The 25941-nt window shown below is 32.2% G+C and carries 17 protein-coding genes; 6 read left to right on the plus strand and 11 right to left on the minus strand.

The genetic code is table 11. The features are described from left to right. Nucleotides 1-34 precede the first annotated feature (34 nt). The 3 genes from DKT72_RS12280 to DKT72_RS12290 all read right to left on the minus strand — a co-directional run bounded on the left by DKT72_RS12280 (nucleotide 35) and on the right by DKT72_RS12290 (nucleotide 4229). The gene (locus DKT72_RS12280; protein ID WP_111309043.1) at nucleotides 35-2971 is read right to left on the minus strand and encodes a beta strand repeat-containing protein; all 2937 of its coding nucleotides are present in this window, start codon (nucleotides 2969-2971) and stop codon (nucleotides 35-37) included. An 80-nt stretch (nucleotides 2972-3051) separates the two neighbouring features. Further along, the gene (locus tag DKT72_RS12285; protein ID WP_111309044.1) at nucleotides 3052-3690 is read right to left on the minus strand and encodes a hypothetical protein; all 639 of its coding nucleotides are present in this window, start codon (nucleotides 3688-3690) and stop codon (nucleotides 3052-3054) included. A gap of 38 nt (nucleotides 3691-3728) precedes the next feature. After that, entirely contained in the window at nucleotides 3729-4229 is a 501-nt protein-coding gene (locus tag DKT72_RS12290; RefSeq protein WP_111309045.1) for a T9SS type A sorting domain-containing protein, read from the minus strand. A 347-nt stretch (nucleotides 4230-4576) separates the two neighbouring features. On the opposite strand from DKT72_RS12290, the gene DKT72_RS12295 reads away from it, so the two are divergent. Continuing rightward, nucleotides 4577-5764 carry a helix-turn-helix domain-containing protein gene (locus DKT72_RS12295; RefSeq protein ID WP_111309046.1) on the plus strand — a complete coding sequence of 396 codons (1188 nt, stop codon included), beginning with the start codon at nucleotides 4577-4579 and terminating at the stop codon, nucleotides 5762-5764. Here the strand turns inward: DKT72_RS12295 and DKT72_RS12300 are convergent. Further along, complete coding sequence (locus tag DKT72_RS12300) at nucleotides 5761-6726, minus strand: GSCFA domain-containing protein (RefSeq protein WP_111309047.1); 966 nt, start codon at nucleotides 6724-6726, stop codon at nucleotides 5761-5763. The genes DKT72_RS12295 and DKT72_RS12300 overlap by 4 nt on opposite strands. A 34-nt stretch (nucleotides 6727-6760) precedes the next feature. Beyond that, a complete protein-coding gene (alaS, locus tag DKT72_RS12305; protein ID WP_111309152.1) occupies nucleotides 6761-9373 on the minus strand; it encodes an alanine--tRNA ligase in 2613 nt (870 codons plus the stop codon). Nucleotides 9374-9587: 214 nt separating this feature from the next. Here alaS and DKT72_RS12310 point away from each other — a divergent pair, with 214 nt between their 5' ends. The 5 genes from DKT72_RS12310 to DKT72_RS12330 all read left to right on the plus strand — a co-directional run bounded on the left by DKT72_RS12310 (nucleotide 9588) and on the right by DKT72_RS12330 (nucleotide 12845). After that, nucleotides 9588-10559, plus strand: coding sequence for a M23 family metallopeptidase (locus DKT72_RS12310; RefSeq protein ID WP_111309048.1), 972 nt, complete (start codon nucleotides 9588-9590; stop codon nucleotides 10557-10559). Continuing rightward, nucleotides 10559-10888 carry a MerR family transcriptional regulator gene (locus DKT72_RS12315; protein WP_111309049.1) on the plus strand — a complete coding sequence of 110 codons (330 nt, stop codon included), beginning with the start codon at nucleotides 10559-10561 and terminating at the stop codon, nucleotides 10886-10888. Before DKT72_RS12310 ends, DKT72_RS12315 begins: the two co-directional genes overlap by 1 nt. 61 nt (nucleotides 10889-10949) lie before the next feature. After that, nucleotides 10950-11546, plus strand: a complete 597-nt coding sequence (locus DKT72_RS12320; RefSeq protein WP_111309050.1) for a LemA family protein — start codon at nucleotides 10950-10952, stop codon at nucleotides 11544-11546. 13 nt (nucleotides 11547-11559) lie between these two features. Next, entirely contained in the window at nucleotides 11560-12000 is a 441-nt protein-coding gene (locus tag DKT72_RS12325) for a TPM domain-containing protein (RefSeq protein ID WP_111309051.1), read from the plus strand. Between the two features lie 8 nt (nucleotides 12001-12008). Further along, entirely contained in the window at nucleotides 12009-12845 is an 837-nt protein-coding gene (locus DKT72_RS12330) for a TPM domain-containing protein (RefSeq protein WP_111309052.1), read from the plus strand. A gap of 482 nt (nucleotides 12846-13327) precedes the next feature. Here the strand turns inward: DKT72_RS12330 and DKT72_RS12335 are convergent, their stop codons facing one another. From DKT72_RS12335 to DKT72_RS12360, 6 genes are all read right to left on the minus strand, one after another. Next, nucleotides 13328-14416 carry a TlpA disulfide reductase family protein gene (locus DKT72_RS12335; protein ID WP_111309053.1) on the minus strand — a complete coding sequence of 363 codons (1089 nt, stop codon included), beginning with the start codon at nucleotides 14414-14416 and terminating at the stop codon, nucleotides 13328-13330. Nucleotides 14417-14493: 77 nt separating this feature from the next. Continuing rightward, nucleotides 14494-16671 carry a TlpA family protein disulfide reductase gene (locus DKT72_RS12340; protein WP_111309054.1) on the minus strand — a complete coding sequence of 726 codons (2178 nt, stop codon included), beginning with the start codon at nucleotides 16669-16671 and terminating at the stop codon, nucleotides 14494-14496. Nucleotides 16672-16836: 165 nt separating this feature from the next. Further along, complete coding sequence (locus DKT72_RS12345; protein ID WP_111309055.1) at nucleotides 16837-19617, minus strand: outer membrane beta-barrel protein; 2781 nt, start codon at nucleotides 19615-19617, stop codon at nucleotides 16837-16839. 245 nt (nucleotides 19618-19862) lie between these two features. Beyond that, nucleotides 19863-22664 (minus strand): TonB-dependent receptor, encoded by a 2802-nt coding sequence (locus tag DKT72_RS12350; RefSeq protein WP_111309153.1) that lies wholly within the window; start codon nucleotides 22662-22664, stop codon nucleotides 19863-19865. Between the two features lie 143 nt (nucleotides 22665-22807). Further along, entirely contained in the window at nucleotides 22808-24112 is a 1305-nt protein-coding gene (der, locus tag DKT72_RS12355; protein WP_111309056.1) for a ribosome biogenesis GTPase Der, read from the minus strand. 246 nt (nucleotides 24113-24358) lie between these two features. Beyond that, nucleotides 24359-25870: a choice-of-anchor I family protein gene (locus tag DKT72_RS12360; RefSeq protein WP_111309057.1), complete on the minus strand. Its 1512-nt coding sequence runs from the start codon at nucleotides 25868-25870 to the stop codon at nucleotides 24359-24361. Nucleotides 25871-25941 lie beyond the last annotated feature (71 nt).

The raw sequence follows: 25941 nt of genomic DNA on the forward strand, positions 1-25941 counted from the left end.
ATTTCACATTTAATAATAGCTCCAATACTTAAGACTAATAATAATAGTCCATTTGTATTCTATCCCCAGCAGTTAAAGTGTATCCTCCATTACTTGCTGGCACATAAGTGAACGTTGTACCACTTGTACTGTAAGCGGTATTACTTATCCTTATGCCGTTAATATACATTTTAACCTTACTGCTTGCGGAAGGTGTTTGAGTTAAAGTAAAACTTGTTTGTGAAGCAGTTGCTGAAAATTCATCGGCTACTTCTCTAACGGCTGATGCACCAGTAGACACCGAACCATCTGCCATTAAAAATTGAGATGAAGTACCCCCTGCTTTTATATAGGAAGCCGCAGTTATATTACCACTGGTTTTCACACTAGTAATAGCTGCATGGGAACCACTTCCATCTGAACCTAGTTGAATAGTGTTAGAAGCAGTTACTATGGCATTAGCACCGATTGCTACCGAATTTGAAATCCCATCAGATGCAACATCTGCATGTTTACCAATAGCTGTATTTTGAGAACCTGTAGAGTTGGTTGCTAATGCTTGTGTTCCAATGGCAACATTATCTGTACCTGAAATGTTATTTGATAATGCTATATACCCCAATGCCGTATTTCCACCACCATCAACATTGACCGCTAAAGCCCCTCTACCAATCCCTGTATTAGCATAGCCAGCATTACTACCTAAAGCTCCAAGCCCTATAGCTGTATTTGAATTTTCATTGAAATTACCTCGACCCACGGTCACTCCATTTATTTCAGCATCACTACTAAATCTTTTCACACCTGCAATCGTTTGGTTTGTGGTCAAATCGACAAAGTTCCCTGATGTTGCCGTAGATACTGCATTGGCAACAAATGCCGTAGTTGCAATCTGGGTGGTATTAGTACCAACAGTTGCTGTTGGTGCCAATGGGATTCCTGTAAATGTTGGAGAATTTAAAGCGGCATATTCCGTTACGTCTACAGAGCCATCTGCTTTTAAGAATTGAGAAGAGGTCCCTCCACTTTTAACTAAGGAAGTTCCTGTTACGACACCTCCCGATGTAATGGCTCCACTTGTTTTTACATCTGTAATATTTCCATTTCCTAATTGAATGGTATTATTAGCATTTACCACAGCTCCATATCCTATTGCAATACCATTAGTTATATCTCCAGTAGATGTATTGGAATTTGTGCCTATTAAAGTATTGTAATCACCATCAACAAGGTTGAAACCAGATTGAGCACCTATAGCCACATTATTATTCCCCCAATCATTAACACCTGAAGGGCTACTCACATTATATAAAGCTCTGTACCCCATCGCAATATTATTGGTGCCTCTTAAATCATTATAAAGTGCCTCATTACCAATAGCAATATCATGAGTTCCATATTGATATGATTTTAAAGCATCAATTCCCATAGATATACCCGACAGGTTTTCTCCAATTGGTGCAAATCCAATATTCATTAAAGCTGTGTTGGCATAACTTTGAGCAAATAACTTTATATTACGAGTAAATGTTTTAGCACCTGTTATGGTTTGAGCGGTATTTAAAGTTACATAATTACTATTATTAGCTGTCGCTGTTGAAACTACAGAATTAACAAAAGCTGTGGTCGCTATTTGTGTTGTATTGGTTCCTGCTGCAGCTGTGGGAGCTAATGGCACTCCTGTGAAAGTTGGAGAAGCTAAATTAGCCTTTAAATCCAAGGCTGTTTGGGCAGCTGTTGATACTGGTTTATCCGCATCACTCGTGTCATCTGCATTACCCAAGCCTACCATAGATTTCGTGATCCCTGAAACCGTACCTGTGAAGGTTGGGGAATTTAATGATGCATACGCAGTGGCATCGACAGAACCATCAGCCTTTAAAAACTGAGACGCAGTTCCTCCTGCTTTTACAAAAGAGTTTCCTATAACAGAATCTGTAAATCGTCCATCTCCTTCAACATCCAATTTATAACTTGGTATATAATTTGCTCCAATACCAAAATTGCCATCATCATCAATTGTCAATCTGTTACAACACCCCCCTTGGTGTAAAACCAAACTAGAACTATTCAAAGAGAACTCCCAATTACTTGTCCCATTTTTTAATCCCAGTGAAATAGCTTCCAATCCTGATGAAAATTTTCCTGTCACTCCTGATAGACCTCCAGTCAGAGTTCCTCCTGTTAGCGGTAAATAATTAGCACCAAATGATGTTACAAATTGAGTCGTTGCTATTTGATTGTTACTTGTTCCCGCAGCTGCTGTTGGAGCTAATGGAATTCCGGTAAAACTAGGAGACGCTATATTTGCTTTTAAATCTAAAGCCGTATTTGTTGCTACTTCATTAGCATCTACATCTGCCTGAATGGCTGCAATGGCCGTACTAATTGTAGCCCCATCGGTACCCATATTAGCTTTTATAATATCTATATCTGCTTGTATTATAGCATCTGCTTCCGTAAGTGCATCTATCTCTGCGCCAAAACTTTCCGACATTGAACTTTCCACCCCCATAGCTCTGTTCCGTTCGGCAACAATATCGTTCGTATTGTTTAAAATAGCCTCAGTATTTTCACTTAAAGCAGGTTGTGGCATAAAGGTTAATTCTTGTTCACTTAAAAATGTATAGTTGTTGCCCGCTCCTTTAAAATCAATCTCCACTTTTAATTTTTTTGATAAACCATCCCAGATGATATCATTAAAATTTGAAGAGCTTATTTTTGTTCCATGCCCTATAAGCAAATTTATCATTCCATAAGCATCTGTTTTTGTTTGATGATACTCTTGATATTCTTGATTATTGGCATTATTAAAAATAGTAAATCTAATAGCAACGTTGCTATTTGCCAAAATACTACTTTGGGCATTGATTCCCGGAAGTTCTTTTACGTTGGGATTTAAAATTACTGCTTGGTAACTAATTCCTGGAGTTTGTGAAAAACCTTGGAAACTACTAACAATCAATAAAAGTAATAGTATTATTTTTTTCATGAGATTTGGGGTTAGGTTATGATTATATTTTATTTTTTGTAATTAACATTCATGTTTTTTTATTATTAGTTTATTATAGACTAGCTTTTAAATAGATCTATAAGCACTCCAAAACTTATATTATGGCTTTTAATTCTCAAGGATTCATAATCATCATTTCCAGATTGATTTAAGCTTTTCCCAAAAAGATATTGTACATAAAAAGATAATTCCCTAGAAACAGGATGCAAGAACCCAGCTCCTGCTTTAAAACTGACCATCGTTTTATCGAAGTCATCAGCATTCTTAAGATTAATTATTTCATTATTTAAAATTTGTGTTCCTTGAGTTAAAAAACCTGTTGAAATGGCTCCTTTTAAATAAAAATCTGTTTTATTAATGGCAAACAAACAATAATCTAGAGCTGCATTAAGCTCTAAACAATTAACATTCCATTCCATAATGCCTTCTAAATCATCGTCACTCCCTATAGAACCATATCCTGTATACCCGATTCCAAAAGAGACATTCAACTTTTCCGCAGAATCAAGGTTATCTCTGTAACCTAAGATCATGAAATTGTGGTTGGTTGCTTGTAAATTATCAAGTTTTCCACCTTGTGAATTCTTATAATCAAATGACGACGATGTTTTTCCTGTTTCCAAATACAGCTGTTGAGCCGTTGCTGCACTTGTTATAATTAAGAACAGTAATAGTTTTAAGGTTTGTTTTGTATTCATAATATTATTGGGGTTGGTTTAAATTATTCGTAAATGCTTTACTTTTTTAAAATTTTAGAGATGAATTGCTTCTTATTAGCAATGGTTTTAATTATATACTCTCCAGACGACAACCAATTTAATCCTAAATCAATCTGTTGATTAGGCTGATAGCTTTTTGAAAACACTAGGGCCCCAAGGATATTAAATACCGTTACATGAATATCGTCGGTAACATTCTCATTAAAAACCAAAGAGATCCGTTCTTGAAAAGGATTGGGATAGATTGTTATTTGCAGATTTAAGGGTACATTCTTATCTATAATTTTAGACAATACATCAGGTTGTATAAATCCTTGACGAAAAATGTAAGTACCATTGTCGGTAGTACCAATAACACTTGATTGTCCAATACTTTGTTGAATTATATACGTATCGCCTCCATGCATTATTTCTTCTGAAGATCCAGAAGCTCCCGTTGTTGATCGTACTAAATTTGATTGTGATAAAACGTGTTGTTGAAAAGCACAACAAAAACATACTAGTAGCAATTGTTTCATAATAAGGTTGGTTAATTGGGGATATTTATTTTACTAATGCAGGTTTCGATCTGCGAGTGTAAACATATTGATAAAAACACACTTAAACGATAAAATAATACACTTTATCGTGTTTTTTAAACAAATCAGTAAACATTTCAGCTAATCAGTAAAAAAAGAAGGGCTAAATAGAAGTAGAATATTGATTGGTTAATCAATAATAACAATTAAAAGAGATGCAAAAAATGCCATTTAAATATGTATTTAATAAAAAAAACGAAATAAATCTTTTCCACATATCATCATTTAAAAAAAAAATCTATATTAGATTGCTATTTTTTCTCAATCAAAATCCCTCTTATTAAAAATTGATAGAATCGTTTTTATTTTTATTTACTGGCATCGTTGGTATAACCACCATTGCTTTAATGGTGACTTCTCATAAATCCAATCCATTTTATAATGCTTTTTTACTACTAATTATTATAGTAGTTTCCTTTCGTTTTTTAATTCAAGGAACCTATCAACTAGGTATGCAAGCATTTTTAACACCAATACAAGGAATTACCTCTATATGGTATTTAGCCCTTATTCCTTGTTTTTATTTATACTATAAAAATCTAGTACATCAAAAAAAGAGGTACAATCCTAAAGATTTAAAACATTTAATTTTTATTGTATTCTTATATGTCATTAATGCCAACGCCTCTATAAAGGAAAGTTTTTTATTCCATTTTGGACGCTTAACGAATTTTATTTTAATTATAGGATTTATATTTTTCTATTTAATATTAATTTTCAATTTATTGAGTAAAAGCATCTGGTTTAAAAAAAACATTCCTATCAATAATGTTCATTTTAGTTTAATTAAAAACTGGTCCATATATTTATTTACCATGAATGTATTGGGATCTATAGCATTAATCGCTTCATTTTACAAGGAAGTCAATTCAGAATCTTCAATAACAGGAAAGTCCATGGCTCCTTTTTTATTAGTTTTTTGGTTATTCATCTTTTTTAAAATTTTAACATCCCCCGAAATATTATATGGATTGCCTATTCTTAATAAAAAACTGCTCAAGTTTTCTTCACCAACAATAAAAAGTGATCCAGTTATAATCTCAACAAATAAAAACTGGATATTAGAACCAGATTCCCAAAAAAATAATCCAGATTTAAAATTACAGGAAAAAATCAGGTCTAATATTTTTAGTTATATTGATAAGGTTGATAAATTGTGCCTTGAAGAATTTATTTTTAGAAACCCTAAGGCCTCTCCCTATGAGATTGCTACCAAATTAGGCGTCCCTACAAGCCACATTGTGTATTTATTTAAATACCACTCCAATATTTCCTTTACCGAATACCGAATGTATTGTAGAATTCAAGATGCTATCACCTTGATAGAATCAGGTTATTTAAAAACAAACACTTTAGAATCTTTAGCCTATAAAACGGGGTTTGCTTCTTACAATCCTTTTTTTATTGCTTTTAAAAAAATAACAACCCATTCACCCCAAGACTATTTAAAGTCTAAAATAACAATAGCCTCTTAAAATATGATGTGCGAATATACTTTTTGAAGCTCTAATTTCTTTTTTTCTAAATTTAGAATAAACTTTTGATGGGCATTGGAATTCAAATGGAATGGTTTATGCTGAAGTGCTTTTTGGATACCCTCCACATCAGCCATTATTTTTAATGATTTTTCGGAAATCCAAACCTGCTGAAACCTTTCCCAAATATAATTGATTGCCGTTTGGCTTGGATGAATCATATCTTCAGCATAAAAACGATAATCGCGAAGTTCGTCCATCATAATTTCATAAGAAGGAAAATAGGCCAATCCATGGTTATCAATTGATAATTGTTGATTGATAATTTGATGTATCGCAGCCATTAAATGTGCCTTGCTTTGGCTATTTTCAATAAAACCATCTTTAATATGACGAACAGGAGAGACGGTGAAAATAATGGATGCTTTAGAATTTACACGTCTTATCAAACCCATAATTGCATCCAATGATTTTATAATGTCATCAACGGGAAGTAATTCTTTTTTAAACTGTCTTTGGGGTACTTTATGGCAATTGGCAACCATATTATTAGTTTCCATACTTCGGTATACCCAAGCAGTTCCCAATGTAATGATGATATGGGTTGATTCGTGGATTTGTTTATTGGTTGATTGAACTTGATTATTCAGAGCATTCAATAGATCCTCTTTAGAGGAAGCACTTAACTTGGAATGCGAATCAAAACAATGCCATTGCTCATTATGAAAAAAAATGTCTTTTTCTGAATACGATTTTTTATTAACCGCATTTTCAATTAAAGTTTCAATGGCCTTTGGGTGAAATAAGATTCCGAAAGGATTTTGAAGATTTTGAAATTTGAAATACGATAATTTCTCCCCTATATTTTCAACAAAACAGGAACCTAACAATAGGATCTTAGATTCATAGCCTATTAGATTATCAGACTGTTTTGTTAATGGTATTTGGGTTTGAAGTTTCATATAACAAAATTCCCGCCAAAGCGGGAATCCTAATTTATTTAATATAATCTTTAGCTGCTTTTAAAGCTTGTTCTATTCCTGCCGGATTTTTTCCACCTGCCGTTGCAAAAAATGGTTGACCGCCGCCGCCGCCTTCAATATATTTCCCCAATTCTTTAACCACTTGTCCTGCATTTAAACCATTACTTGCCACCAATTCTTTTGAAATATAGCAAGATAACAATGCCTTACCTTCGCTTTCTGTAGCAAATAATAAAAATAAATTGGTGTATTGTTGACCTAATTCAAAAGACACATCTTTAATTCCTGATGCATCTAAATCCAATTTTTTAGCCAAAAACAGAACACCATTAATCTCTTCCAATTCACTTTTAAGTTCCCCTTTAATAGTCTTAGCTTTATCTTTTAATAAAACTTCAATTTGCTTTTTTAAATTATAATTTTCTTCTTGAAGATTTTGTAACGCCTTTATAGGTTCTTGCGCATTATGAAGCAGTTCTTTCATTTCTGAATAAACACGACTATTTTCAAAATAATATTCTTTGGCCGCATCGTTTGTAATGGCTTCAATACGACGAATGCCAGCCGCTACAGCGCCTTCAGAAATAATTTTAAAATGCCAAATATCCGAGGTGTTTTTAACATGCGTACCTCCACAAAGCTCGATAGATTGACCAAAACGAATCGCACGAACCGTATCTCCATATTTCTCTCCAAACAAACTCATAGCACCATCGGCAATAGCCTCTTCTTTAGGAACGTTTCGCTTTTCAATTAAAGGTAATTTGTCAGCTATTCTGGCATTCACAAAGTTTTCCACATCGGTCAATTCCTCTGGCGTTAACTTTGCAAAATGCGAAAAGTCAAATCTTAAATTTTTTGAATGTACAGCACTTCCTTTTTGTTCCACATGGGTTCCTAAAATATCTCTTAATGCTTGGTGCAGTAAATGGGTAGCCGAGTGATTGGATTCCGTTCTTAAACGTTGATTTTTATCTACAACTGCTTTAAAACTTTCATTAATATGCTTTGGTAGATTTTTAGTAAAATGAATGATGACATTATTTTCCTTTTTGGTGTCTAAAATATAAACCACATCACCATGAATATCTTCTAAATAACCCTTATCCCCCACTTGTCCACCACCTTCAGCATAAAACGGCGTTAGATTAAATACCAATTGAAACATGTTTCCATCTTTTTTAGAAACCACTTTTCTATAACGGGTTATTTTAACATTGGCTTCCAAAGTATCGTAACCAATAAATTCTTCTTCGGCATCTTCTTGTAGAATCGTCCAATCATCTGTACTCATTTCACTAGCTGCCCGAGAACGGTCTTTTTGTTTTTGAAGTTCTTCATTGAATCCCTTTTCATCTAGTTTTAAACCTTTTTCGTTCAATATAAGCGCCGTCAAGTCGATTGGAAAACCATAGGTATCATATAATTCAAAAGCTTTTTCTCCCGAAACCGTATGCCCTTTTGTTTCTTCAACAATTCTATTTAAAAGAATGAGTCCTTGATCTAAAGTCCTTAAAAAAGATTGTTCCTCTTCTTTAATAACATTTTCAACAAGATTTTTTTGTGATTTCATTTCAGGGAAGGCTTCTCCCATTTTTACGCTTAAAACATCCACCAATCTATAAATGAAGGGCTCTTTTTTATCTAAAAATGTAAATCCGTAACGCACAGCACGACGCAAAATTCTGCGGATTACATATCCTGCACCTGTATTGCTTGGCAATTGTCCATCGGCTATAGAAAATGCTACAGCACGCACATGGTCGCAAATCACGCGAATGGCGATATCTACTTTTTGGTCTTCTCCGTATTTTTTATTGGTAATAGTTTCAATTTCTCTAATAATAGGCGTAAATACATCGGTATCATAATTAGATTGGACACCTTGTAACACCATGCATAAACGTTCAAAGCCCATACCAGTATCAATATGTTTGTCTGGTAGACTTTCTAAGCTACCATTGGCTTTACGGTTGTATTGCATGAATACCAAGTTCCAGATTTCAACAACCTGTGGATGATCTTGGTTTACCAAATCCTTACCAGATATTTTTGCTTTTTCTTCTGCTGAACGAATATCAACATGAATCTCACTACAAGGGCCACAAGGTCCTTGGTCACCCATTTCCCAAAAATTATCTTTTTTGTTGCCTTTTAAAATACGGTCTTCAGAAATAAATTGTTTCCACAACTCATAAGCCTCAGTGTCCATAGGAAGCTTGTCTTCTTCGCTACCTTCAAAAACAGTGACATACAATATATCCTTATCTATACCATACACCTCGGTTAGCAGCTCCCAAGCCCATGCAATGGCTTCTTTCTTGAAATAATCGCCAAAACTCCAGTTACCCAGCATTTCAAAAAGCGTATGGTGATAGGTATCATAACCAACCTCTTCCAAATCGTTATGCTTTCCAGAGACACGTAAACACTTTTGAGTATCGGTTAATCTGCTGTTTTTTGGTTGAGCATTTCCTAAAAAATACTCTTTAAAAGGTGCCATACCAGAATTTACAAACATTAAAGTAGGGTCATCTTTTAACACCATAGGTGCAGATGGTACAATACTGTGCTTTTTATCTTCAAAAAAACTTAAAAACTTAGATCGAATATCTTGTGACTTCATGGACATTTATTAAAACATGGTTTCATTTCGAAACATTTTTTTTGTTTTCTATGCAAATCTATTTTAAATTTTAACTGATAATGTTTACTTTAAATTTTATCAGTTAGTTTTACTAAATTTACTTTTGAAAAATATTTTGTAGGTTTGTTCGTTTACATACCAAAAACCACCGTTTAGTAATTTAATTTGGTGCAAAAATAGTATAAATTAAATAATGAGTAAAGTAAAATATTATTACGATTCTGAATCGCTTTCTTATAAAAAAATAGAACGCAAAAAAGGAACAACCTTTACATATGCTTTTGTTTTTACTTTAGCAGCAGCCCTCTTCGGATTTATCTTTGTTTTTCTAGCAAGCCAGTTTGTTGAATCCCCAAAAGAAAGAGCTTTAAAACGAGAACTACAAAATGCCCAACTTCAGTTTGAGTTATTGAATAAAAAAATGCAAAAAACGGAGGTCGTTTTGGCAAATATAGCCGATAGGGACAATAACATTTATCGTGTTTATTTTGAAGCTAACCCAATTCCAGAAGAACAACGCAAAGCTGGTTTTGGTGGTGTAAATAGATATAAGGATTTGGAAGGGTTTGATAATTCGAAATTAATTATAGCAAGTAATAAGCGTTTGGATATTATTCAAAAACAATTGGTTGTGCAATCAAAATCGCTTGATGAAATAGCTAAATTAGCGGAAGAAAAAGAAAAACTTTTAGCTGCTATACCAGCTATTCAACCCGTAAGAAACGAAGACCTTATAAGAATGGCTTCTGGCTACGGTATGCGATCTGATCCATTTACTAAGGCAAGGAAAATGCACTGGGGAATGGATTTTTCTGCGCCAAAAGGCAGCCCTGTATATGCAACGGGTGACGGCGTAGTGGTTAGAGCAGACAATACCGCAACCGGTTATGGCAATCATATCAGGATAGATCATGGATATGGTTATGTAAGTTTATATGCCCACTTGTATAAATATAATGTTAGAAAAAATCAAAAGGTAAAACGTGGCGATCTTATTGGTTTTGTTGGCAGTACAGGCCGTTCTGAAGCACCTCATTGCCATTATGAAATTTTTAAAGATGACGAACGCATCAACCCTATTAATTTTTACTACGGAAGTTTAACAGCTGAAGAGTTTAATGAAATGCTAGAACATGCATCGTTAGAAAACCAATCACTAGATTAATGTATATAGAATTACCTGAAAAACGATATTATGCTATTGGCGAAGTTGCCAATGCCTTTGGTGTTAACACATCACTTATCCGCTTTTGGGAAAAAGAATTTGATGCCCTTAAACCAAAAAAAAATGCCAAAGGCAATAGAAAGTTTACGCCAGAGGACATTAAAAACCTAAAACTTATTTACCATTTGGTAAAGGAACGTGGGTTTACATTAGAAGGTGCAAAAATCCATTTAAAAGAAGATAAGAAAGAAACGCTTAATAACTTCGAAATTATCAGTAAATTAGAGGATGTAAAAAATCAACTGATAAAAATTAAAGAACACTTGTAACATTTCTTTAAAAGTTATTACTAATTAATAAAACCTATCACAAATTATAAAATTTAATAGAATGAAAAAATGGCTACCATGGATAATTGTTGCAATAGTAGTAATAGGAATTTACTCTTGGGCAAAAGGATTCAATAATACCGCTGTAAGCTTAAAAGAAACTTCTACAAGAGCTTGGGGCGATGTAGAAAGTAGTTACCAACGTAGAAATGACCTTATTGGTAATTTAGTTAAAACCGTGCAAGGAGCGGCTGATTTTGAAAAGGGCACTTTAACCGCTGTCATTGAAGCGAGAGCTAAAGCAACTGCTACAACAATAGATCCAACTAATATAACTCCAGAACAATTGGCTGCATTTAATCAAGCGCAAGGTGGATTAAGTAGTGCATTATCTAGATTGTTGGTAACGGTAGAAAGATACCCAGATTTAAAAGCTAACCAAAACTTTTTAGAACTTCAAAGTCAATTAGAAGGTACAGAAAACAGAATCAATGTGGCTAGAGACCGTTTTAATGCTACTGTAGAGCCTTATAACAAACACATTAAAACTTTTCCCAATTCTCTATTAGCTGGTTTATTTCATTTTAATGAATTAAATTATTTTAAAGCTGAGGCTGGTAGTGAAAAAGCACCAGATGTAAATTTTGATTTTAAATAAAATTATATAAACTATGTCTAAAAAGGTTGAAGAATTTCTATCTGCAAGTGAAGAACAAGAGATTGTTGAAGCCATTAGAGTAGCAGAATTAAACACTTCTGGAGAAATACGGGTGCATATAGAAAAAACATCTAATGGTGATGCTACTAATCGTGCGTTAGATGTTTTTTATAAATTAAAAATGGATAATACCAAACTGCAAAATGCGGTTTTAATATATGTGGCTGTAAAAGAGAAAACCTTTGTTATTTACGGAGACAAAGGTATTAACGAGGTTGTTGGAAAAGACTTCTGGAACAGCACCAAAGACACCATTCAATCTCATTTTAAATCTGGAAATTTTAAGCAAGGTCTTGTCGAAGGCATTTTAAAATCTGGAGAACAATTAAAGAAGTATTTCCCTTATGACCATTTAGATATCAACGAATTATCAAATGAAATTTCTAAAGGTTAAAAACGATTATGCATTATCCAACATCTAGTATTCTGTCTTTCAAAAAAAAGAAAAACATCATTAGTGCTTTTTTAATAACACTTTTTGCTTGTAGTTTTTCTTTTGCTCAATATGACATTCCAAAAAAGCCTGAATTTCAAACCAGTGTTTACGATTATTCAAATCTTCTTTCTGCTTCTGAAAAAAGCAGTCTGGAAGAAAAGTTAATTAAATATTCAGACACTACATCTACCCAAATAGTGATTGCTGTTATTAATTCTACTAATGGTGAAAATATCAATTATCTAGGGGCCCAATGGGGACAAGAATGGGGCATTGGGCAAGCCAAAGAAGATAATGGTATATTAATTTTGTTGGCAAAAGATGATAGAAAAATAGCTATCAATACAGGTTATGGTATTGAACATTTGTTAACGGATGCCTTGTCTAAACGCATTATTGAAAACGACATCATCCCCTATTTTAAACAAAATGATTATTACGGCGGCCTTAACAGAGGTGCCGATGCTATTTTTGAAGTTTTAAACGGTGAATATCAAGGAACCAGAAAATCCAATAATAGCGAAGGGTTTCCTGTAGGGCTCATTTTCATTATTATTTTCATCATTATTTTAATTTCTATTTCAAAAAACAAACGTCATGGTGGGGGTAACAGAGGTAATAAATCTGGCGGTTTCGATATATGGGATGCCATCATTTTAAGCAATATGGGTAGAGGTAATTATCGTGGCGGTTCTGGAGGCTTTGGTGGCGGAAGCTCTGGAGGAGGCTTCGGTGGTGGTGGTTTTGGAGGTGGATTTGGCGGCGGCGGTTTTGGCGGCGGCGGTGCTTCTGGTGGGTGGTAAATAATTATCTCGTTTCTAAATTATCATATTGGCTAAATTATGTACACAATATAAAAACTATCCTTCTTTTAGTGCATGATAAAAAGACATAGTATTTTGTGCATTTTAGCCGATTAAACGTTATTCTACCTTTTTAAATAATTACCATATTTTAGTACTATTTCATCACATAATTCTTTCAAAGAAAATATAATTAATTGATTGATTCCTTTACCATTTCCAATAATCACATTTTTTCTAATGTAATCATAAACTTTAACCTTTTTTTAAAATCTTTTTGAAATGAATATCAAAAAGATATCCTTATATACTATTTAAAATTTTTCCTCACTACTTACATCAATCCATTTACCAATTACAACTTGATTTTTTGGATGAATAACTATTTTGGAATAAATTAAACTAATAGTCTGTTTTAAAATTACATGATGTACTTATTAATATAAGTACATAACTAATTAACAACCCTGCTTTTATAATAATTATTCTTTGTTTAAAGCCCTAACTAGTTTTTCCTCCGTGAATGAATTAAAAGTAATGGGTTCGATAATATTTCCTTCTGGATCTATAAAATAAGCTATTGGAACCGTCCAAACTTTATAAGTAACCGCTATATCACCTAAAAACCCAGTAGAATCAATTAAGTTAGTCCAATGGAGATTATCGTTTTTTACGGCACGCTTCCATTTGTGTTCATCTTTATCTAGAGAAACACCTACTATCTCAAACCCCTTATCTCTATACTTTTCATAAATTTTAGAATACTCTGGATATTTACCCCTACAAATACCACACCAAGAACCCCAAAAATCTAGCAATACATATTTACCCTTAAATGATGACAAACTAACATTTTCACCTTTTAAATCTTTTAAAGTAAAGTCTACGATAGGAGTTCCTTTTGTAAAATCTATTGATTTTTTTAAATAATTTGAAATTATTTTCCCATATTTAGACTCTTTTACTTTTGCATCTAAAACATTATAAAAATCTTTTACTTCTTCATTTTTTAAATTAATTCTTAACTCATTAATTAAATAAGCTGTATAATCTTCGTCAAGATGTGATTTAATATAATCAATTTGTAAATCTTTTATACTATAATACAATGATGATCTTATCTCCATTAATTCACTTTGCTTATCTGTATCTTTTTCATTTCGCATCTTTTCTTCAATAATTTTCCGTTCCTTGATTGGATTGCTGATAAAAGACTCGTAACTATTTGATTGATTTTGAAGAATGCCTCCAGACACCATAACATGTGGTTCTTCGCTAGCGATTAAAACAACATCTATGTTAGTGTTTTCAATAAAAAAACGTTTAGTTAAAGTTTTTTCATAAGGTGTGGTTCGTATAAAAAACATTTCACTATCATCATCAACTAAGCCATTAAAAGAAAATTTACTGTTAACAACATAGGTAGTATCAAATGGTAAGTCTCTTTCTACATTTCTTATTAAAATCATGGTACTATCTTTAATACCAATTACCTTTCCATTTATATGATAATCTTGAGCATTTATAGTCCAAGTAAAAAAGCAAAATAATAGGATTATAATATGTTTCATTTATTCTTTATTTTATAAATCAGTACTTTTTTATTTATATAAATCAAAATTATTAAACATTAATATTTTTGAAACTATTATTTACTAGCTGCTAAAATTTTATCTAACTCAAAATTGAAATTATGCATAGGAAAATCCTCATTTATAACATCTCCATTTTTATCTATAACTACATATTTTGGAATACCATTAAACTTGAATAATTGACGTAAATAATTATAATCATCTGTTGATAATCTATAAATATTTTTTAAGTCTTGCTCTTTTACAAACTCATTATATTTACCTATTGGGGATCCCCTCTCATCTGTAATAAAAATAAAATCAAAATCTTTATTGCCTTCGTGTTTTTTTCTTGTTTGTTTCATTCTTTCTATACTAGCCACACAAGGGCCACAAGTCGTCGCCCAAAAATCCACAAATAATATTTTACCTTTAAAAGGATCTATAATATCCTTAAAAACATTGGTTGCTAAACCTTTGGGTAGTTTTATAGCGGTTTGAGGTTGAATGTTTCCCAAAGCATCTGTACTAGCACCATCTATGGAATTGATCTGTGTAGATAAAACCGGAAATTTTTTATTTACAATTCTATCTCCTTCCTTTTTTAAAAAAGGATTTTCTATATCTTTTTTTAATATTCGCCAATACTCATGAGCATTCTCACTATTTGCTCTTGTTATATCAAAATCAAGCGCTCTTATTTTTACCACATCATAAACTAAATTCTTTTTTAAATGAAACGTATTGCTGACTACCGAGTCTCTTAATCGCCATTTTTCCATGGAAATCTTTTCTTCTTTAGGCTCTACATTTATAAAAGGCTGAATATATTTTTCATTGTATGCTTTTACCCCTTTTCTGTAGTCTTCACTAAAAGCTTCCATATATTTGTTATATTCTTCAATAGACTTGAATGTTTTTTTAGTGTTATCTTTTATCAGTTCTTTATCGGTATCAGATAAAACAATACCTGCTTCATCAAAATATTCAAATAATGTTTTTTCTGGCTTAAAGTTGTTAATTCTGGATGTTTGTTTAGGGTAAACTAATATAGGATTACTAAACTCAAACCGATTGATAAAAGTTGAAAACTTATCTACAACTAAAAGACTCTGATCATTTAAATCTAACTCTTGTAAAAAATCGTAATAATCATCTGTTTCAGATATTTTTAATACGCTATTAATAGAATCTTTTTTTGCTGCATAATCTCTATTCATAACAAAATCGAATAGCATCGAAGCTGTTTCTAAACTGTTTTCATTTTTTAAAATGGTTTTTGCTTTAGATGATATGTTATTATTATCAAAATAGCGTTCTAACCGTTCGGTATTCTGTTTTTGAGTAGCTAGTTGTTCTTTCTTAAATTCCTCGGGAGTTAATTCCTTTATTTTATTTTGAAATAGGTTATAATTAAACTCTTTCTTATCATAGCCTGACAAATCCTCATTTACTTTTGCTATGCTCCCCATAAAAGAAATATCATTACCTATAACCATAGAAAGCGTTTGTCCAGGCTCTAAATACAATCGAACTATTTTATTTTTAAAAACTATATAAGTGTAGCTGGGGTTTGTTAAAGGTATTTCTGCTTCAAAACGACCATCTGGCTGAACAGGAATTACAACAGGGTAATCTTCTCTGGTAATAACATTATCTGTGTACATAATGCCGGTATTAAAACCTAAACGATCACTGTAACCTCTAATGTATCCAATTAACTTGGCTGGTGTTTTATTAAAAAATTCTGGCGAGTTATAATCTTCAATAGGTTTTTTAGTTGATTTTGCTATTTCTTGTTCAAGCCAGTTAGAAATAGCATCTGGAATTAATTTTTGCTTTTTCGTATCTAAAGAAATGTTGTAAATGGCCCAACTGCCTCCTTCATTTGCTTCTCCAAAATCTATTGTGTCGATATTAGAATCTAATTTAGGAAAGTATAATTTATAATTGACTTCTCCAGAATCTGGCATATAATATTTCTCTGCTAAAGGAATCCCTTCAGCTTTAACAACAAAAAGGTTTTCTTTAGTATCGACACCTTTTATAAAAGATTCCTTGGGAATGTAAATCCAAGATCCTGCTCTGTATTTAATATGAAAATGAAGAATTGTAGCATCTTTTAAGAGTTCTATCTTAGTTATTTCTCCTGGTAAATAACTAAAATCGTACACCGGTTTTTCAATATTTTTTTGTGCGAAAGCACTAATAGTTAGAAATACTAACAGACATGTAATAATGATTTTTTTCATAATGCTTTAATTTGATTGATGAATTTTTATAAAGATACAGAAACAATTTTTATTGAAATAAGTTAGGTAAATGATAACGATATTATATGCCATACTATTAAATCTTTAAAAATAAGAACCCTTAAAAATTACGAAATACAGTATAAACTATTGTTTTTTTTTAGATTAATATCCATAATACATATTGTCATTTGATTCACCTGCCTTCCCTAACGTATTAAATTTCCAACTAAAGCTGAGCATGAAATACTGTTTTAAAACGGTGTTCTGAGAATCCTGAATATAATTTTCACTTACGGTTCTGGTGGCATTATTGTTTTGATTTAATAAATCATAAACTTTAAGTGTTAAGGTCGCTTTGTCTTTCATAAAAGTATAAGCTAAAGTAGAATTCCAAAACCAAATACTTTTTTGAAAGTCATCTGCTATATTTGGATTATAACTAAATCTAATATCATTCCGCCACACTAATTTTTTGGAAAAATAACCAACCGTATTCAAATTCATGGAATGACTCACTAAATTTTGTTCTTCCAAATTATCTAAACTAAACTTATTATTAGTAAATGATAAATAATAATAAGGTCTAAATTCCAAAACATCTTTCCAAACAAATCTAGCTGAAAGTCCTGGTGAAAATGTTTTTTTGTTGTTAGTATATTGAACATCATTGTTGAAATTTACTGAACGAACCAAGGTTGTGCTAATAAAAGAAGAAAAATCAATTGTTCTCACGCTATCTATTTTAACTTTCTTATTATAATTTATAGACCCGTTATGCCGATATGCACCATTTACATTAACATACGTTGTTTCCCTTGTTAAATCTGCATTGACTGTTCTTTTTGCAACCACATAGTCTTCAAGAATATCTGAATTGATATAAAAATAAAAACCCGTACCCTTTTGAACATTATAAGTATCATAATAAGCATACAAATTATGATCTGTAGTAGGCTTTAAGAAAGGATTTCCTGTAATGATATTCAATGGATTAGTAACATCACTAAAAGCTTGTAATTGTGATATATTAGGCGCATTATTGTTTAATCGATAGTTAAAGTACAGTCCTTTTTGAGGCCCAAACCTATAGCTTAGATAATAGGATAACTCAACCGTTTCAAATTTTCGGGTTAAATTAAAATTAGGTCTTAGTAAATCATTATTTTCTAGATTTCTAAATAAATATCTAAATTCAAAATTGGTACTTAGTTTATCGTTTCTAAATCCTAACTGTGTTGAAGGGCTATGTAACTTGTTTTTATTTTCATAGTCCGTACTAAGGTCTTGGTTGATATTTGTATCATAATCTTGCGTAGCATTATCAAAATCATAACTGCTTAACCTTTTTTGATTATTTTCCTGTCTATATAAATATTTAAAATCCAAAGTCCATTCTTTTCCTTTGATAGGTAATCTATAAGTGATACTAGGGGCAATTGTATTGGCTTTATCATCTGTATTCCTATATTGATTTCTTATAATTTCTTCTGAAGTACTGCCGTATGTATTTACTGTTGAATTGAAATAATCATCTGATTCATTATTTCTAAAATCATTAAATAAATCCAATTTTAAAAACGCTCCTTTATTACCAAAACGCCTGGTAAAACTCAAATTATTACTAAATGTATGCCCTGAATTTTCAGTATAAGAATCTGTAGTGGATTCATTAGTTAAAACTCTATCTTCATCATACGATTGCTCATCACCTTTATAAATACTCTTGGCTTTAGTAAAACCAAATTTTGGCTGTACTGTTATTAATAATGTAGAGTCTGGCTTGATTTTAAATTCCATACCAAGATCATGACTATCGGTATTAGCATTTGTTTTTGAATGGGAATCATTGAAAAACCTTGAATCTGGTAAAATATTTTCTCTATTGATAGTCGATTCATTTTCCGAATCGCTATTAGAATTAAAATAATTGGCTGAAACATCTAATTTTTTACCTAATTCATCGGCATAGTTGGCCCCCAAACTTCTAGACGTTGTAATACCTTCACCTGCACCAAACGAACGTCCATCGATACTAAATGATCCATTACTATTAAAACTCAGGGTATTCCCTCCTCCTAACATTTTACGAATTTCACCAAAACTAAATCCTGGAGAATTAATATTATTTTGTCCAGCCAATATACTTATGCGTTGGTCGTTATCAAAATAATTAAACATCCCAGCAGCCTCATAGCGTTTATCTGTTCCGACGCCTGCTGCAGCCCTACCAAAAACCCCTTTGTTATTTTCTTCCTTAATTACAAGGTTTATTGTTTTATTGTTTTTATCGCCTTCTTCTCCTGCAAATGCTTCTGCATCTGTTTTAGTATCTGATACTTGAATTTTTTCAATAATATCTTTACTTAAATTTTTCGTGGTTATTGTTGGGTCACTTCCAAAAAACGGCTTACCATTTACCAAAATTTTATTAACTGCTTTACCATTTACTTTAATATTGCCATCTTCATCTACTTCCACTCCTGGCAATTCTTTTAACAGATCCTCTATAACAGCATTCTCTTTGGTTTTAAATGAATTTACATTAAATTCTAAAGTGTCTTTCTTTATAGTTACTGGTGCTAACGATTTTATAAGGACTTCATCTAAAGCATTTGTGCTGACTTTTAAATGAATATTCTCAAGATTAATTTGGTCTTTATCCATATCAATGGATTCAAAATACGTTTGATAACCTACATAAGAGATATAAAGATTGGCTTTTTTATCATTGGTTTTACCTTCTAAAACGAATTTTCCATTTTTATCGGTAATTGTATAGGTAATTAACGAGCTATCAATAACACGTTGCAAATAAACAGTAGCAGACTCCAATGGAGTATTGTCTCCTTCTGATATTAAATTTCCTGAAATTTTAAATGATTTTGATTGTGAATGCGAGAGTGTAGCAAACAAAATGGCCACAATAATTAAGATTTTTTTCATTTGATTGGTTGATTGATTGATGATTATAATTTTACAAAAACGAATATAACAACACAACCGTATGACAATTCTTAAAAAAAACATAAATTTTACATACAAATAAAAAACAAATTTGAAAACATGTTTTTTTTGGTAGTATCATAAAACGCATTAAGTCTATAATTATATAAACAAAAAACTTCTTAAGCTAACTATAATTAGCTTAAGAAGTTAATATTATAATTTTGGGCAATAGATTTAGAGGGTTATCGAACCCTATAGCCACCGCCCCTAAAATTACCTCCTCTAAAATTGCCTCCTCTATCATCTGGGGCTTGATTCCCTAGAGTATTGAATTTCCAACTAAAACTTAGCATGAAATATTGTTTCAAGACGGTACTTTGAGAATCTTCAATATAGTTTTGTGTAGCGACCCTACGCGCATTTGTGTTTTGGTTTAACAAGTCATAGACTTTAAGGGTTACTGTTCCTTGGTCTTTTAATATCGAGTAAGCTAATGTAGAATTCCAAAACCAAGCGCTTTTTTGAAAATCATCCGCAATATTTGGGTTATAATTAAAGTTAATATCATTACGCCATTCAAAACCTTTGGGTATAAAAGTAGCCGTATTTAAAAATAAATTATGACTCATAAACTCCTGAGTATTGAAATTTTCAATATCAAATGTGTTTTTAGTATAAGAGAGACTGTATCGTGGTGTAATTTCCAAAACATCTCTCCACACCAATCGCAAATCTATACTTGGTGACACCGTTGTATTTAAACTAGAGTATTGTACACCATTATTAAAGTTAATAGAACGACTGATATTTGGGTTCACACCAACACCGATAGTTAAAGTTCTTAGACTATCTATTGTTACTTTTTTATTTAATGATGTATATCCATTAATACTATAGGATCCATTGACATTTGAATAGGTTGTTTTTCTTTGTAAATCCTGATCGATAATGGTATTGGAAACGACTCGGTTGTTTTGAAAATTAGCGTTTAAAAATCCGTAAAATCCTGTTCCTTTTTGAAAATCGAAACTATTATAATTCATATAAACACGATGGGAATTTTCAGGTTCTAATTCTGGATTACCAACAATCGTGTTCAACGGATTAGATACATTCTCAAAAGGTTGTAATTGTGACAATTGTGGCACATTATTATTTAAATTATAACCCAATGTTAAGGATGCTTGTGGACTAAACCTATAGCGAAATCTAGAATTTAACTCTACAGCCTCAAAATTACGTTTTAAACTTAAATTAGGTCGCAAAGCATCTCTATTATCCATTGTTCTAAAAATATAAGATGTTTCTACACTAGCAGACCAATTTTGTTTTTTATACTCTAATTCAAAAGACGGTGTTTTAGCTTCATTAGTGTATTCAAAATCGGTACTCTGTGAGGTATTAAAATCTGAATACTCCTTTGTCCCTATATTTTTATCAAATGTACTTTTCCTATCTTCCTGTTTATTATTGGAATAATTATATCGAAATTCAGCAAATAACTCTTTACCTACAAGTGGTAATCTATAAGCTAATGAAGAATTAAAACGATTGTTTTTAGAATTTCCATCTGTATATTGTTCTCTTGTAACATCCTTAGAACTATCCTGCTTAAAAGTCGTTTGAGAGTTTAAAAAATCCTCTGATTCAGTGGTGCTTATTTGATTATCTAAACTAAATTTCAAAAAAGAACCATTCTCACCAAGCTTTTTGGTTATATTTAATTCATTATTAAAATTTTTACCAATATTTTCAACATTTGAATCTTGTGTTGATTGGTTTAATAAGTTATTGGACTCATCAGATGATGATTCGCTCTCAGAATATATAGTGTTACTTTTTGAATAACGAAACGATGGTCTAACATTAATTAAAAGCGTAGGGCTCGCTTCAATATCAAATTCAACATTGGAGCTGTGGCTATCACTATCACTCAATGACATAGATTCTGAGGTTGAAAAATATCTAGAATCTGCTAAAATATTCTCTCTATTGCTGGTCGATTTATTTTCAGAGCTACTTCCTGAATAAAAATAATTAGCAGAAAGGTCTGTAGATTCACCAAATTTATCTGCATAATTACCTCCATAATTTTGAGATTCTGTAATACCTTGGCCACCCCCAAAAGACCTAAAATTACCGCCACCAAAGCCACCATTGCCACCACCGCCTCCGCCAAACATTTCGCGTATTTCCCCAAAACTGAAACCAGGTGAATTGATATCATTCCCGCCTACTAAAACACTTATACGTTGGTCATTATCAAAATAATTATACATTCCTGCATACTCATAGTGATTGTCGGTACCTAGACCTGCAGCAACCCTACCAAATGTACCTTTATTGTTTTCTTCTTTTATTACTAAGTTAATTGTTTTATTGTCTCCAGTAACCGTTTCACCAGTAAAGGCTTGGTCTTTGCTTTTAGTATCTAATATTTGGATTTTTTCAACAATATCTTTAGTTAAATTTCTGGTCGTAATAGTGGGGTCGTCTCCAAAAAATGGTTTGCCATTTACGAAAACCTTATTCACTTCTTTACCATTTACGGTTATTTTACCTTCTTCATCAATTTCAACTCCAGGCAATTCTTTTAATAAATCCTCAATATTGGCATCTTTTTTTGTCTTAAAAGATTTCACGTTAAATTCTAAAGTATCTTTTTTAACCGTAATAGGAGCTGTAGATCTTACAATAACTTCATCCAATGCATTCGCATCTGTTTTTAAACTAATGTTTCCTAAATTTATTTCTGGTTTATCAATGGTGACTTTTTGAAAATGTGTTTGATACCCAACATAAGATATATACAAACCCAATTCACTTTCAGCAGTTTTATTTTCCAAGGAAAAACTACCATCTCTATCTGTAATTGTGTAGGTTACCATAGAGCTATCTTTAGCGCGTTCTAGGTAAACGGTTGCCGATTCAAGGGGTGTTTTTTCGTCTTCAGAAATTAATCTTCCTTGGACTGTAAAAGATTTTGTTTGTGAGAACGAAAGAATAGTGAATAAAGAGAATGCAATAGTAAAAAAACATTTCATTAAAATAGATGGATTGTACATGTTAAGGTTGGATGAATTTAATTTTAAGCTTTAAATCTTAGACTTTCCTAAAAGCTTAAAGTTTAAAACTGAATTAAAGACATCTGGCTTTTTAACAATAAATTAAGACTTCTCTTAACTATTTATTTTTTACGCATGTATATGCTAATGGGTACCCCAGTAAAATCGAATTGTTCCCGGAGTTTATTTTCTAAAAACCTTTTATAGGGTTCTTTAACATATTGAGGAAGGTTACAAAAAAATGCAAATTGTGGCTGTGGGGTCGGCAACTGCATGATGTATTTTATTTTTACGAATTTACCTTTAAGAGCCGGTGGCGGATAACTTTCAATAAGTGGCAAAAATATCTCGTTAAGCTTACTTGTTTTTATTTTTTTAGTACGATTATTGTATACCTCAACAGCGGTTTCTATAGCTTTAAAGATACGTTGTTTGGTTAATGAAGAAATAAATACAATAGGCACATTGGTAAAAGGCTCTATCTGTTGTCTGATCGTTTTTTCAAACTCATTAGTAGATTTATGGTCTTTTTCAACTAAATCCCACTTATTTACTAATATAACAATCCCTTTTCGGTTGCGCTCTGCCAACCAAAATATGTTTTGTACTTGGCCGTCAAAACCTCTTGTAGCATCCATGACGATTAAACATACATCACAATGTTCTATGGCTCGTACACTTCGCATGACCGAATAAAATTCTAAATCTTCCTTGACCTTAGCTTTTCTTCGTATTCCCGCAGTATCTACTAAATTAAATTCAAAACCAAAACGACTGTATTTTGTATCAATTGAATCGCGAGTGGTACCAGCAATATCGGTTACTATATATCTATCTTCACCAATTAAGGCATTAATAAATGAGGATTTACCTGCATTTGGACGACCAACCACAGCAAAACGGGGCAAATCTTCTTCTACAACATTTTCTTTTTCTGGGAGTGCTTTTACTAAGGCATCCAGTAATTCGCCGGTACCGCTTCCATTAATACTTGCAATGGTATAATATTCGCCTAATCCTAAAGCATAAAACTCCACAGCATCTTCATTACGCTTAGAATTATCCACTTTATTTACCACTAAAAATACGGGCTTATTTACTTTTCTTAAAAGTTTGGCGACATCTTCGTCCATGCCAGTAACCCCCGATTCAACATCTACCATAAAAATAATGGCATCGGCTTCATCTATAGCTAATTCTACTTGTTTGTCAATTTCTGCTTCAAAAACATCGTCACTTCCTAAAACATAACCACCAGTATCTATGATAGAAAACTCTTTACCATTCCATTCACTCTTCCCATAATGACGGTCCCTGGTTACACCACTAACGGCATCAACAATAGCTTCCCTCCTCTGAATCAATCGATTAAAAAAAGTTGATTTCCCTACATTAGGGCGTCCTACAATGGCTACTATATTGCTCATAATTTTTGTTTAAGCTATTTTTTTGTTTTCTGAAAAACTTTTGCAAAAGTAGCAAATATACTTGAAGCATCTTTCTTTTTTATAAAAGATTAAAACACTAAAAAATTAAAGAAAATTTACGACATGTAATTGAACTACAAAACTTTAAAAAATAAGTTATTTATAAAAACATAAACTCCAAATTGAAACCAATTTGGAGCTTAAACAAATAAATTTGAACTAACTCAATCTTATGCAAATAAGGTCTTAATTATTTTGATAGATGGTCACTGTACCACTAACTTCATTTGATACAATTAACAAATCTTTTCCGTTAGGGCTATCTGCTGCAGGAATGACCAAAAGTCCTTCGGGAGCCTCGTCGCCAGAATGTGATAAAATACTTAAAAACTGAGGAGATAAAGGGTTAGTCACATCGTACACCATGACTTGACTGTTTCTTTCCAAACCAACAAATAGAATGTATCGCTCGTTTCCAATATTTAAAATCTCAACCGTTTCTGGCTCTCCGCCTTTATCATCACTTCTATCATCACCCCCATTAAAAATAGTTGGAGTGGCGCTTAGTGTTTCCGTAGCGATACTATTCCCACTATCGTAAAGTAAACTTCCATTGGCAGACCAAACGCTAAAAGAACGTGCTCCATAGCTATAAATAGCTTCATATTTACCATCATTATTAGCATCTCCTAGGGTTGTAGTTGTTTTTAATCTTCCTAAATTTATATTGTTTTGAAAATCTGAAGCCAATGGAAAAACGCTTTCATCCAACACTAAATCTTTCACACGTACTTCTTCGCTAAACCCATCATAATCTCTAGAATCACCTTCGTTTGCAGAAAATATATAATCCGTCCCACCAATATTTACATACTTAATAGCGTCTGGTTGGTAGATACCAAACACTGGCCAGTTTTTAAGTTCTTTAACACCATCTTTATCGCTAGCATCAATTTGATTTCCAGAAAGGTTATAATCTTTAAAACCTAAAGGATAAATGGCATCGATCGTTTTTGACACTAAATTAATTTTTGCAATACCATTGTTTTCTTGTAATGATACCCAAGCTGTATTTGAATCGTCGGAGACTGCTATATATTCTGGTTCTACATCCTGTGCCAAAGTAGCTCCTGGACCGTAAATCCTAAACCCTTGTGATTTTAAAGCTGCTTCTTGTGAGTTAAATGATGTAAAGTCTAAAGTAGCAACAACATCTGTTGTTATATCTATAATACTTATACTACCATTTGGGTCGGTATCATAAGCATCATTGGGTTCTCCTTCATTAGCTGTAATAACTAATTTACCGTTCTTAGAAAAAGTAACCATATCTGGTAAGGCACCCACGGTATATTGTTTTAACAAGGTGGTATTGCTTGTATTAAACAACAATACTTTTCCTGGATTTTGTTTTGGTACTGCTTCAACGGCTACTGCCAATTTACCATTATAAATAGCCACACTATTTGGTGACCCATAAGCTGTTAAATCTATAGCTGTTTCTTGTACGGGAGCATCTAAATTTGAAATGTTGGTAACCGAAATTTTATCAGATTCTACATTAACTGTAAAAAGTTTTTTTGAAATGGCATCATAAGCTGTTATTTCCGAAGCACCTTCGCCTCCTACTTTTATGGATGCTTTAAATTGGAAATCTACTGTGGTGTCTATGGGGTCTACTTGACCTTCATTATCTTTATCACAACTAAAAAACACGAGTAGGCTTATGGCCAATAACAATTTGCTTAAATCTTTCATATTTTGGTTATTTAATTAAACCACAAATATGACTTGCCCATTTAAAGTTAACGTTACCTAATTAAAAAGAT

Source organism: Confluentibacter sediminis, from assembly GCF_003258355.1.
Taxonomy (GTDB): Bacteria; Bacteroidota; Bacteroidia; order Flavobacteriales; family Flavobacteriaceae; genus Confluentibacter; species Confluentibacter sediminis.

Bases quoted from the DNA above. Each gene is read 5' to 3' on its own strand.
- DKT72_RS12280 (WP_111309043.1), bottom strand. From the start codon at position 2,971: ATGAAAAAAATAATACTATTACTTTTATTGATTGTTAGTAGTTTCCAA.
- DKT72_RS12285 (WP_111309044.1), bottom strand. From the start codon at position 3,690: ATGAATACAAAACAAACCTTAAAACTATTACTGTTCTTAATTATAACA.
- DKT72_RS12290 (WP_111309045.1), bottom strand. From the start codon at position 4,229: ATGAAACAATTGCTACTAGTATGTTTTTGTTGTGCTTTTCAACAACAC.
- DKT72_RS12300 (WP_111309047.1), bottom strand. From the start codon at position 6,726: ATGAAACTTCAAACCCAAATACCATTAACAAAACAGTCTGATAATCTA.
- alaS (WP_111309152.1), bottom strand. From the start codon at position 9,373: ATGAAGTCACAAGATATTCGATCTAAGTTTTTAAGTTTTTTTGAAGAT.
- DKT72_RS12310 (WP_111309048.1), top strand. From the start codon at position 9,588: ATGAGTAAAGTAAAATATTATTACGATTCTGAATCGCTTTCTTATAAA.
- DKT72_RS12315 (WP_111309049.1), top strand. From the start codon at position 10,559: ATGTATATAGAATTACCTGAAAAACGATATTATGCTATTGGCGAAGTT.
- DKT72_RS12320 (WP_111309050.1), top strand. From the start codon at position 10,950: ATGAAAAAATGGCTACCATGGATAATTGTTGCAATAGTAGTAATAGGA.
- DKT72_RS12325 (WP_111309051.1), top strand. From the start codon at position 11,560: ATGTCTAAAAAGGTTGAAGAATTTCTATCTGCAAGTGAAGAACAAGAG.
- DKT72_RS12330 (WP_111309052.1), top strand. From the start codon at position 12,009: ATGCATTATCCAACATCTAGTATTCTGTCTTTCAAAAAAAAGAAAAAC.
- DKT72_RS12335 (WP_111309053.1), bottom strand. From the start codon at position 14,416: ATGAAACATATTATAATCCTATTATTTTGCTTTTTTACTTGGACTATA.
- DKT72_RS12340 (WP_111309054.1), bottom strand. From the start codon at position 16,671: ATGAAAAAAATCATTATTACATGTCTGTTAGTATTTCTAACTATTAGT.
- DKT72_RS12345 (WP_111309055.1), bottom strand. From the start codon at position 19,617: ATGAAAAAAATCTTAATTATTGTGGCCATTTTGTTTGCTACACTCTCG.
- DKT72_RS12350 (WP_111309153.1), bottom strand. From the start codon at position 22,664: ATGAAATGTTTTTTTACTATTGCATTCTCTTTATTCACTATTCTTTCG.
- der (WP_111309056.1), bottom strand. From the start codon at position 24,112: ATGAGCAATATAGTAGCCATTGTAGGACGCCCTAATGTAGGGAAATCA.
- DKT72_RS12360 (WP_111309057.1), bottom strand. From the start codon at position 25,870: ATGAAAGATTTAAGCAAATTGTTATTGGCCATAAGCCTACTCGTGTTT.